This is a genomic window from Desnuesiella massiliensis (assembly GCF_001403615.1).
Classification (GTDB): domain Bacteria; phylum Bacillota; class Clostridia; order Clostridiales; family Clostridiaceae; genus Desnuesiella; species Desnuesiella massiliensis.
On the sequence record NZ_LN879452.1, the window covers coordinates 191,347 to 202,273 of the forward strand.

Below are 10,927 nucleotides of genomic sequence, written 5' to 3' on the forward strand. Positions count from 1 at the left end.
ATGATATATTCTAAATATTACATAACAGATAATACAGAGAATAATTAATTTGTAAATTGAATATAATTTATAGTATTGTTTTACCTTATACAATATTGGTAATAATATAACTATATCACAAATAAACAAAAATTTCTAATATGTGTGTTGACATTAAGTGCAGATAATCTTATAATAAAATTAAGATGTAGATTGTTCTATATCTTTTTAGGAAATCCTTTGCCTATCAAGTAAGGAACGTTAAATTAGGAAACCCCTTGCCTTTGAAGTAGGGAACATTAAATTAGGAAATCCCTTGCCTTAAAGTAGGGAACGTTAAATTAAGCAAGATAGGATACTATCTTGCTTTTATTTTTATGGGGGATGAAAAATGAGTAGTGAGAAACTTATATTCTACAATGTTTCAGATGATTACATTAATTACTTAAGAAAGTATGGAGATGAGAAAGTACTATTTAATAAGCCTGAAGATAGGACAAGGCCCTATGTCGGATTCGTTTTAAAAATAAATGATATGGATTATTTAGTTCCACTATCATCAAAGATAAGAAAAACTAATGAAGTTACCACTGTAATTCCAAATACCTTTACAGAAACGCAAAAAATACAGAATGAAAAGGAAAAGAAATTTCCAGATAAAATAGCTACCATTAAATTTAATTGTATGATTCCTATTTTCCCAGATGTAATTAAAAAAATTGATTTAGAAGAAATAGCTAAAGATGAAGAGGGAGAAAATTATAAAAATCTATTAATTAAAGAAATTATATTTTGTTCAGATAATAGAGATAAAATAATAAAAAAAGCTGAAAAGACATATAAAATATTTAATGAAAATAAACCTTATATGAGAGGAATAGTAGAGTCGTGCTGCAATTTCAAAGTACTGGAGCAAAAGTGTAAAGAATATCAATTAAATTCATTTGATGAGGCGGTTGCAACAGCAGAAAAGTAGATTGTTTAATGACAAGAGGGTAATTAATCTCATAAATAAAAAATGTATTCGTATAATCAGACTTAATTGCATAATCTATGTGAAAGTATCGATTATAGTACATAATAATTATACCTTAATCCACAATACTTATTCCTATACTATGTTTAACACAAAAAAACATTTATCACGGCAAAAAAAGTTTTGTTAGAGAAAATAAAGTTATGTTATGAATTTAGGCTAAAAAAGGAAGAAACAATAGATAAATAATTTAGAAAAGTAATAGAAAAATAAGGCGAAAGCCTTTATAATTAAAGAATAGAAGGGAAAAAGCAATAGGAAAATCAATAGTCTTTTTCCCTTATTTCTTTGTCCTTGCCACTGCTTCACAACAGAACATTATTTACTTTTATAGATACCATTTTAGAAATAAAATGGAAAGTCTCTTTAGAAAAAATAAAATTTAGAGTGTTTATAGAAAATTAACAAATATTAACAAATGGCTAAATTTCAAGCTTTTAGTCAACTTTTGTAACATAACTTTTTTTTATTTTTGATAAAATATTTTTTGATTAGTATAATTTTTCCCGTTTTATGGATATAATTTAAAGAGCTTATAAAATGGGAGGAATAGTATGAATAAAGAGTTTCTAGCAAAATACATTATTAAAAAGATTGATTATAGCAACGAAGAAGCACAGATTATTAAAGCAATAGACGAAACTATAATAGAGCTAGAACGTATACGACAATTTTTTGATAGCGTAAATGATCCTAAGCTGGTAGAGATGGCTATATATTCAGAGGAAGCTATAAAGGCAAAATATGCCTATTTGTTAAAGGAAGCTAAAAAATTAGGTATAAAACTTGACTTTAAATATTTGTTTAGAGATTTACAGTGCTCATGAGATAGGGAGGTATAAAAAATGGGGATTGAGTTAGCAGGTTATTTTTTGATAGCCCTAATAGGATTAATCATATTGGTAAAGTTATTTTCATGGCCTCTTAAGGTTTTAGTGAAGCTAATAATAAACGGAGTTTTGGGAGCAGTGCTTTTATTTCTAGTTAATCTCGTAGGGGGCACTTTTGGAGTGACTATTGGCATTAATGCAGTTACTGCCCTTATCGCAGGATTTTTTGGAGTACCAGGAGTTATATTCTTAATAGTATTTAAAATGTTTCTATAAAAATATATATGTTTAAAAAATATAAAATAGGCTGGCCTATAAAAGGCTGGCCTATTTTTTTGTTTTACGAATACCACCGGTTATACCGGTGGTTCTAAAATGCTTATAGCTATGAGTAGAAAAAATAAACCTCCTTTGATAATCTAAAGTTAGGTTCGCCAACCAAACAAAGAACAAAGGAGGTTATCCAAATGGATACAGAAAGTTTATCACATAGTAAGTGGAATTGCAAATATCATATAGTATTTGCTCCAAAGTATAGAAGGCAAGTTATATATGGAAAGGTAAAGAAGGATATAGGACATATATTAAGGAAATTGTGTGAACATAAAGGTGTGGAGATACTAGAAGCAAATGCATGTGTAGATCACATTCATATGTTAGTTAGTATACCACCTAAGTTAAGTGTGTCGCAGTTTATGGGATATTTGAAAGGTAAAAGTTCACTTATGATATTTGATAGACATGCAAATCTGAAATATAAGTACGGAAACAGGCAGTTTTGGTGCCGTGGGTATTATGTAGATACAGTAGGAAGAAATAAAAAGGCAATACAAGAGTATATAAAAAACCAACTACAAGAAGATATAGCAGCTGACCAAATAAGTTTAAAGGAATTTATTGACCCGTTTACGGGTGAGTCAGAAGATAAAGGCAAAAAATAAACAGCCCCTTTAGGGGCAGCCTGAGAAAATATGCGGTTGGCGGACTATTCAGCGTGTCTTGAGACACGGCCAGTATCATGCCCTTATAGGGCTAGAGCATGCCACCCGTTTTACGGGTGGTCATGACTATAGATGGGAGTAAAGATAAACTCAAAATAAACTAGAAAAATATTAAAAAATGAAATAGATAATGCTTAATTTCATTATATGTACATTACGAAAATGTGTTACTAGATATAAGAGAATAAAAAGTAAAGGTTGAGGGAAAATAATGGCGTAGCTAAAAAATAATAATTAAAAGTGGTGAAAATATGAAGATATTAGTTATAATACCGGCCTTTAATGAGGAAAAATCTATATATAATGTAGTGAAATCCATAAAACTAAATTATGACTTTATAGATATAGTGGTAATAAATGATGGGTCTAAGGATAAAACCTATGAGGAGGCTCTTAAAGCTGGAGCAAAGGTTATTGATTTGCCTTTTAATTTAGGTATTGGAGGTGCTGTTCAAACAGGCTACATATATGCTTTGAAGAATCATTATGACATAGCCATACAAATAGACGGAGATGGACAGCATAGCGCTAAGGATATAGAAAGAGTAATAAGGCCTTTAGTAGAAGAGGGGTGTGATATGGTTATCGGTTCTAGATTTCTTATGGATACAGACTATAAGCCAGGAAGTTTTAGAAAATTAGGTATTAGCTTTTTCTCTAAGCTTGTATCCTTACTTTGCGGTGAGCGTTATTATGATACTACCTCTGGTTATAGGGCAGTTAATAAGAAGGGTATCAAGTTGTTTTGCGAATACTATCCTAAAGATTATCCTGAAGTAGAAACCATAGTTTATGCATTAAGGAATGGCTTATGTATTTGCGAAATACCTGTAGAGATGAATTATAGAGTTACAGGAAAGTCTTCCATAACTCCCATAAAATCAGTATATTACATGCTTAAGGTAACCTTTTGCACTATATTCCTACCAAGGCAGTTTTAAGGTAAATAAACATAAGGAGGATAGCCATGTTTACTTTTTATGAAAAGAAGAAAAAAGATTATTTTATCATAGTTTCTTGTACCATCTTTTTTCTAGGTTGTTTATATACCATATTTAAATATGGAGATTCTTCTCTATTAGGCAGTTTAGAGACTATGAATAATGATGATGTCAAATATATAAGGACGGCTTGGAACTTATTAGATAGAGGCATTTTTTCCTATAAGAATATAGATAAACCTACAGTTTACATAATGCCAGGCTTGTCTTTTATTTTATCTTTTTTTATATTTATATTTGGAAAGTTTTCTGGTATAGCAGCCTTCAGAATCTTTCAGGCATTTATTCAGACTTTGTCCTTATACATGGTTTATCTTATCGCTAAAAAGCTGTTTAATAGGAGCACTGCAATTATAGCGGTACTTTTAAATATGGCGTATATACCGGAGCTATGGGTACCTAATATCATACTTACAGAGTGTATTTTTAAGTTTTTAGTATTACTTTTAATTTATCTATCTATGATAGCTATAGAAAAAAAGCAAGGACGGTATTATATATTAGGGGGGATGGTATGGGGAATTACAGCTCTATTTAGACCTACTATAGCTGCTTATCCAATAGTGGTGTTATTTATGTGGATCATATATAAATATAAAATAAGTGGTATGGTTAAGTTTTCTATAATAACTTTATTTATGTTTTCCGTAATAATGAGCCCTTGGTGGATAAGAAATTATAGGATTTTTGATAAATTCATTCCTTTTACCTTATCTACAGGAAATCCTATGCTCCAGGGAACTTATTTAAATTATGATCAAAGCGTAAACCATACTGAATACATAACTACAGAGGATGAAATTCAAAATAATCAAACTGAGATTGATACAGCTAAATATAGGATAAAAACCTATGGTGCCAAAGAACCTTTAAAATATTTAAAATGGTATACCTTAGATAAAACTATTCTTCTCTGGGGTACTCCTTTTTATTGGAAGGAAATTTATGATATAAAACTTAAGTATGTTACATTATATCATTTAATTATAATTTTCATCGCTTTGGCTGGAATATTTCTTTTTATAAGAGATGAAAGAAAGAATAACAACGGATACTTATTGATATTCTTAATTATATACTTTACTTTAATGCATTTACCTTATTATGCATTTTCTAGATACTCCTATCCTATAATGTTTTCTATGATAATTTTTGCAGCTTATTACATAAATAAAATATTTATAAGAGGGTAAGTAATTATATCCCTAAAGCTTGGTTTAGCAAGTTTTGGGGATATATTAATTATAAGTAAGAAAATATTCATCTATTATTAAGAAAATGTTAAGGTAAAAAATTGAATATAGATGATAAAATAATTTTGGGTTCAATAAAAATAGGCTTAACCTGTTTGCGTATAAAAAGGGAGGTAAAATTAATGACAGTGTTAGAAGTAAAAAATATATATAAAAAATTAGGAAAAAGAGAAATAATAAAAGGGGTTAATTTCTCTGTAGAAGAGGGCGAAATTTTTGGTTTTCTAGGTCCCAATGGAGCGGGAAAAACCACTACTATTAGGATGCTAGTAGGACTTATTCATGCAGATAAGGGAAGTATCTCCATTATGGGTCATAATTTATATAAAGAGAGGGAAGCAGCTCTATCTTATGTGGGAGCAGTGGTTGAAAATCCCGAACTATATGGATATTTAAGTGGAAGAGAGAATCTTATGCAGATAGCTAGGATTAGAAAAATACCTAAAAGTGAAGTTGACAATGTTATAGAATTAGTAGGGATGAAAGATAGGATAAATGATAAGGTTAGAAAGTATTCTCTTGGAATGAAACAAAGGTTAGGATTAGCTGCAGCTCTGCTTCCAAATCCTAAGCTTCTTATATTGGACGAACCTACTAACGGCTTAGATCCTAGCGGAATCCTAGACTTTAGAGCTATAGTGAAGAAGGTAGCAAGGGAGAAAAATACTTCCGTATTTGTATCTTCACACATTCTTAGTGAAGTTCAGCAAATGTGCGATAAGGTTGCCTTTATAAATGGAGGAGTAATAAAGTCAGTAGAGAGTATAATAGATGGTGGAGTAACTAATGAGAGAGAGACCTTGGTGGTAGTAACAAGAGAAGGAGAAGACTGTGAGTCCGTATTGAAGTCTATGGACTTCGTTTATGATGTTTTTAAAGAAGAGGATAATTATGTAGCTATAGCTAAGGAGGATTCTTCGCCTGAGATTATAGAAGAGCTTATAAAATCTGGAGTGAAGGTTAAAGAGGTTTATAGAAAACATAAGGGATTAGAACAAAGATACATGGAACTAGTGGAAGGAGGAATAAGATAATGTTTACTTTGATATATAATGAAACTAAAAAGCTGCTATTTAGGAAAAAAACCTTGGTAGTATTCGTAGGCTTTCTATTGCTTATGGGAGTTTTAGCTTTTGCTATGAATAGAGAATCTGAAAGATCCATAAAAGAAAGTAAACCTGAACAAAGGATAGCAAGGCTTAATGAGCAGAAAAAATACATACAAAGGAGCATTGCAGATAGGGAGACAGAACTTAAGAATGATCCAAAAACCTTAGAGCAGTTTAAACAGAATAGAGAAGATGAATTAAAACAGATAGATATACAAATAAGCAGATATGAAGAGATAATTAAAAAAGGTGGACAGATAGACTGGAGAGAAGACCTTAAAGAAAGAATTAAAAATACTGAAGTGTCACTTAATGACGGAAATATGCCACAAGAATTTAAGGAAAGTCAAAAGTTAGAATTAGAAAGATTGCAATATTTACAGAAGCATGATATTAAGCCTATGGATAATAATCAATTTGATGCCCCTACCTTTATAATGGTGTTATTTAGTATATTAGGTACTGTTTTCTTAGTGGTAGGTGTTTTAGTGTTTGCATGTGATATGGTATCTGGAGAATGTACTCCACCTACCTTGAAATTCTTATTAATACAGCCGGTTTCAAGGGGAAAGGTATTATTTTCTAAATTCATATCCGTTACTTTAGCTGCCGTAGTGCTTATAGTATCTGCAGAGTTGCTGTTTTTTACTGTAATAGGGTTAACTAAAGGCTTTGGAAATATGAGCTATCCTGTTTTCTCAGGTACTTTATATAAATTTGATATGGCAAATTTAAACCCAGAGGGATTACCTAACTTAGTTCAGGTTGCGAATAGTACAAAAATTATTACTTTAGGACAAAACTTGCTTCAAATGTTTATGTTACAAATACTATTTATAGTTGCTTGTAGCGCCTTTGCATTTTTAATTTCTACTTTGTTTAAAAGTAGCATGGTGTCCATGGCTCTTGGCATAGTATCAGTAATAACAGTTACTGTTTTAACTAATGCTATATCTTCTCTAAAAAAGATAGCTCATTACTTATTTACTTCTTATGGAGATGTAGGAATGATACTAGAGGGTAGTAAAGCTAGAAGTTTTATGAATCCTAGTATGACTACAAACAATGCTATAATAGTCTTAGTTGCTTGGACAGTAGTGTGCTATTTAATCTCTCACATAATATTTACTAAAAAAGATATATTAATATAGAGTTAAGGGAGTGCTAGTAGGCATTCCCTTTATTTCTACTTAATTATTACACTAAAATACATAAAAGTATTACTAAAGAACTTTGATATAAAGGGTTATTCAAAAGAAGGAATTAATCTCTTATTTGTTGTAGCTACTAATGTAGGAAAGTGGAGTATAAATATATTCATAGTATTAATTTTAAGCATGTTTTTTATGCTTGAAAAACTAAAATTTAAAGGCTTTGTATCTAGGTTTAAAAATAGTAAAATAAATTCTTTAGTATGGATACTTAAGAGAGTTTTCTATTAATTTTTTTAAATTCCTTTGGAAAGGTGATACAGACACAAATACTTATAGCTACCACTATTCATATTTATTTTGGATTTACTAAGGATGAAGATAAAAGATTAAAGTGATGCCGAGGGAAGATGGGCCATTATAAATAAAAGTTTCAATAATTGTGCATTGTGAACTGTGAAATGTGCATTAAAAAAGCGACTAATGTCGCTTTTTTCTTAAGCTACGTAGCATTTTTATTTTATTGTTATATCTCCAGAAGTAGTCTTAATATTAATTCTACATTTATCAGAACCTACTACACCTCTTACCTGATGCTCTTTTTTAACCTCTGCTATGATGGGTTTACTTAGTTTTACGTCCCCAGAGGTACTGGAAGCGTTAACGAAAAACTCTGCATTGTTAGGGGTATGGAGTTCTACTTCACCAGATATAGAGCTTATATCGATATTTCCAGCAGGCATATCCTTATAGGATAAATAGAAATCTCCGGAAGTGGAGTTAAAGGATAAATTACCTTCTATAGAGTTAATTTTAGTCTCTCCAGAAGTAGTTTTAATTTGATTGCTAGTACTTTTTAATGTATTAATAGTCAAATCCCCAGAAGTAGTGCTAGATTTAAAGTTTTTAACTGAAACTTCTTCAGCTTTTATGGTACCGGAAATTGTACTTATATTAAGAGTATTTAAATTTAAAGTATTTATGGATATATCAGAAGAAGTTGTTTTTATATCCAAGTTATTAGAATAGCTCTTAGGTATAAATACTTCTAGATTTAGCTTCTCTGAGTAGGAGTAAGAGCCTGTAAAGGATCTGCTTGGTGACTTTATATATATGGTGTCTCCTTGTTTTGTCATATCTAATTTAGGGGCAGCTATTTCTTGGCTGGATTTTATATAGCCTTTTAATGTTGCTTTCACATTGTCGTCATTAGATACTGATATTTTAATATCTGAACTAACCATATCAATCCTAATATTATTTATAGAAGATATTGGTATGGAGTTTTGGTCATCTACGTCATATGAGTATTTATAGGCGATGCTATTCCAATGGGTTCCCCAATTAATATTTACATTAGAATCGAAGTCATTAAACATATTATAAAAGCTAAAACCAGAGGAACTAACAATCATGCCAGTAATGCCATAACATACAAAAACAATACATAAAAGGTATATAGCAGCTTTTTTAATAAACTTATCATTCTTAAACACTTAATATCCTCCCTTCTACCTCTTTGTTAAACTTGATATCCAAGAAAAGTATTTTGAAGTTCCTGAGTTTAGAAATTTCATTAAATATAAAGTTCCTATAAAAAATAGTGCACCTAAGGCCATGGTACCAATACCGGCAAATAAAAATGCAGGCATGGGTATCATTGATATATTTGGAAGAGATATTATTTGAAAACCAAAGATTGTAGTACCCAATATTCCTGCTAAAGATAGTCCAAACCCTGCTATTACAACGCCTACGGATGTTGCAAATAGACCTAATATAGTAGCATAGAAAGCTATTATAATTCCTATAGAAGGCAAAATTATAAAAGGAAGCAAAAGTAAAAATAGCAGCCAGTTGCTAGGTTTATTTGGGGTATATGAATATTGATAATTATCATTATTACTAGAACCTGCTCCTTGTGCATTATTACTTCCATTAGAATTGCTACTTTGATAATTGTTATTTTGATTTCCATTAATTAATGTAATTTTATTAGTTTTATATTGAGTTGCTATATCTAAAGGATTTCCAAGCTCCTCAATTATTTCATCATCAGTCTTGCCGTTTTCTTTGCCTAAGGTAAAATGTTCTTCATAGTCATAAAGAATTTCTCTTTTTTCATCTATAGAGAAACCTTGAAGGTTTTTTTCTAATATCTCTAGAAATTCATTTTGGCTCATTGCTTATCCTCCTTTACAATGGTACTTACTGCTTTAACAAAGTCAAACCATTCTGTTGTTAATTTATTTTTGGTCTCATGACCGAGGTCAGTTAATTTATAATATTTTCTTGGTGGACCTTCCTGAGATTCCTGAAGGTACGTGGTAAAATAGCCTTCTTGGGTTAACCTCCTTAAAATAGGGTATATAGTTCCGTCTGATATCTGAATATTTTTAGATATTTCATTTACTAGTTCATAACCGTAGCAATCTTTTTCTGAAAGTACAGAAAGAACGCAGAGTTCTAAAACACCCTTCTTTAGTTGTACATTCATTTAATCACCCCTTAATTTATATTTTAATATATGTAATAGGTCAATTGTTGTTAAAATATGTTATATATCATGAAAAGTTCAGATAATCTAAAACTCTAACTATAATATATCATATGGTATTATACATTGCAAGATACTAAGTTATATAAAATAATAAATAATAACTATTAGATGTATGTTGAATTAGGATATGTTCAGAAAATAAACCTCAACTTTATATGAAAGCTATATAGGTATACTCATAGGAAATAAAGAATACAGATGTGGAGGTTCAGGTTCAAAAGTATTAGAATTGTTTATAAATGATTTAAAATATTATAAGGGAATAATTAGAGTTCTTGCTTAAGTTTTTTCAGAGCAATAAGCTGAAGCTAAATAATAGAATAGTTCTTAAGATTTATAAAGATGTACGAAGAAAATTGTTGTGTTTAGAAAAGGCTCTCTAAACCTTTAATATTGATTGAGAGCTAGAAATGTTGTAAATTCCCTAATTATATGATGGTGTTTAACATATACATGTCCTAGTGTATCAATCTAAGTAAAAGTTAGAAAAAGATATAAAAAGAGAGATATATGAAAATAAATTAAAAAATTAGGGATTAAAATTATTTTTTTCAATAAGAACCCGTGATAATATATACAAGTCGCCTGAAGCAAGCGACACAGAAACGAATCATTTAAGTACACTGATAAAATAACAAGTTAAAAAAGATAAAAAAAATCTAAAAAAACTTGTTGACAAGCAGAAACTTAGATGATAAGATATAGAAGTCGCTCAGATGAAGCGACATGGTCTTTGAAAATTAAACAGAGGAAAATAAACATGAAACCAGCAATTCTTTATGAGAAATCATAAGACTAAAGTAAGTTGCGAAGTTAGTGCAAAACAGTACTAGGAAGCTAGGAGTGAGGAGCAGAGTGTATTTGATATACATGAGCACCGCAGCGACGACGCTGACGACGTAATGTGAAGCAATAACGTAGCAAAATGAGCAATCAAACTTAAATTTTAAATTGAGAGTTTGATCCTGGCTCAGGACGAACGCTGGCGGCGTGCCTAACACATGCAA

General features: G+C 30.4%; 11 protein-coding genes and 1 rRNA gene. 9 read left to right on the forward strand and 3 right to left on the reverse strand.

The features are described 5' to 3' along the window. The first annotated feature begins 370 nt into the window (after nt 1–370). The 8 genes from BN2665_RS02535 to BN2665_RS02570 all read left to right on the forward strand — a co-directional run bounded on the left by BN2665_RS02535 (nt 371) and on the right by BN2665_RS02570 (nt 7,360). Entirely contained in the window at nt 371–955 is a 585-nt protein-coding gene (locus tag BN2665_RS02535; RefSeq protein WP_055665543.1) for a type III toxin-antitoxin system ToxN/AbiQ family toxin, read from the forward strand. Between the two features lie 614 nt (nt 956–1,569). Beyond that, nucleotides 1,570–1,842: a DUF2508 family protein gene (locus BN2665_RS02540; RefSeq protein WP_055665544.1), complete on the forward strand. Its 273-nt coding sequence runs from the start codon at nt 1,570–1,572 to the stop codon at nt 1,840–1,842. An 18-nt stretch (nt 1,843–1,860) separates the two neighbouring features. Then, nucleotides 1,861–2,121, forward strand: coding sequence for a pro-sigmaK processing inhibitor BofA family protein (locus BN2665_RS02545; protein ID WP_055665545.1), 261 nt, complete (start codon nt 1,861–1,863; stop codon nt 2,119–2,121). A gap of 191 nt (nt 2,122–2,312) precedes the next feature. Then, complete coding sequence (gene tnpA / locus BN2665_RS02550) at nt 2,313–2,786, forward strand: IS200/IS605 family transposase (protein WP_055665546.1); 474 nt, start codon at nt 2,313–2,315, stop codon at nt 2,784–2,786. Between the two features lie 311 nt (nt 2,787–3,097). Then, nucleotides 3,098–3,787 carry a glycosyltransferase family 2 protein gene (locus BN2665_RS02555; protein ID WP_055665547.1) on the forward strand — a complete coding sequence of 230 codons (690 nt, stop codon included), beginning with the start codon at nt 3,098–3,100 and terminating at the stop codon, nt 3,785–3,787. Nucleotides 3,788–3,813: 26 nt separating this feature from the next. Further along, on the forward strand, nt 3,814–5,040 hold the full coding sequence (locus BN2665_RS02560; protein WP_055665548.1) for an ArnT family glycosyltransferase: 1,227 nt from the start codon (nt 3,814–3,816) through the stop codon (nt 5,038–5,040). A 182-nt stretch (nt 5,041–5,222) separates the two neighbouring features. Beyond that, on the forward strand, nt 5,223–6,134 hold the full coding sequence (locus BN2665_RS02565) for an ABC transporter ATP-binding protein (RefSeq protein WP_055665549.1): 912 nt from the start codon (nt 5,223–5,225) through the stop codon (nt 6,132–6,134). Next, complete coding sequence (locus BN2665_RS02570) at nt 6,134–7,360, forward strand: ABC transporter permease subunit (RefSeq protein WP_055665550.1); 1,227 nt, start codon at nt 6,134–6,136, stop codon at nt 7,358–7,360. The genes BN2665_RS02565 and BN2665_RS02570 overlap by 1 nt, the downstream gene beginning before the upstream one ends. 515 nt (nt 7,361–7,875) lie before the next feature. Here BN2665_RS02570 and BN2665_RS02575 read toward each other — a convergent pair. Genes BN2665_RS02575 through BN2665_RS02585 form a run of 3 tightly spaced genes read right to left on the reverse strand, consistent with a single transcriptional unit; the run spans nt 7,876 to nt 9,857 of the window. Then, on the reverse strand, nt 7,876–8,856 hold the full coding sequence (locus BN2665_RS02575) for a DUF4097 family beta strand repeat-containing protein (RefSeq protein WP_055665551.1): 981 nt from the start codon (nt 8,854–8,856) through the stop codon (nt 7,876–7,878). Between the two features lie 15 nt (nt 8,857–8,871). Further along, nucleotides 8,872–9,543 (reverse strand): DUF1700 domain-containing protein, encoded by a 672-nt coding sequence (locus BN2665_RS02580; RefSeq protein ID WP_055665552.1) that lies wholly within the window; start codon nt 9,541–9,543, stop codon nt 8,872–8,874. Continuing rightward, nucleotides 9,540–9,857 (reverse strand): PadR family transcriptional regulator, encoded by a 318-nt coding sequence (locus BN2665_RS02585; protein WP_055665553.1) that lies wholly within the window; start codon nt 9,855–9,857, stop codon nt 9,540–9,542. Before BN2665_RS02585 ends, BN2665_RS02580 begins: the two co-directional genes overlap by 4 nt. A 1,010-nt stretch (nt 9,858–10,867) precedes the next feature. On the opposite strand from BN2665_RS02585, the gene BN2665_RS02590 reads away from it, so the two are divergent. Continuing rightward, nucleotides 10,868–10,927: ribosomal RNA gene (locus BN2665_RS02590) — 16S ribosomal RNA — on the forward strand; the annotation flags it as partial.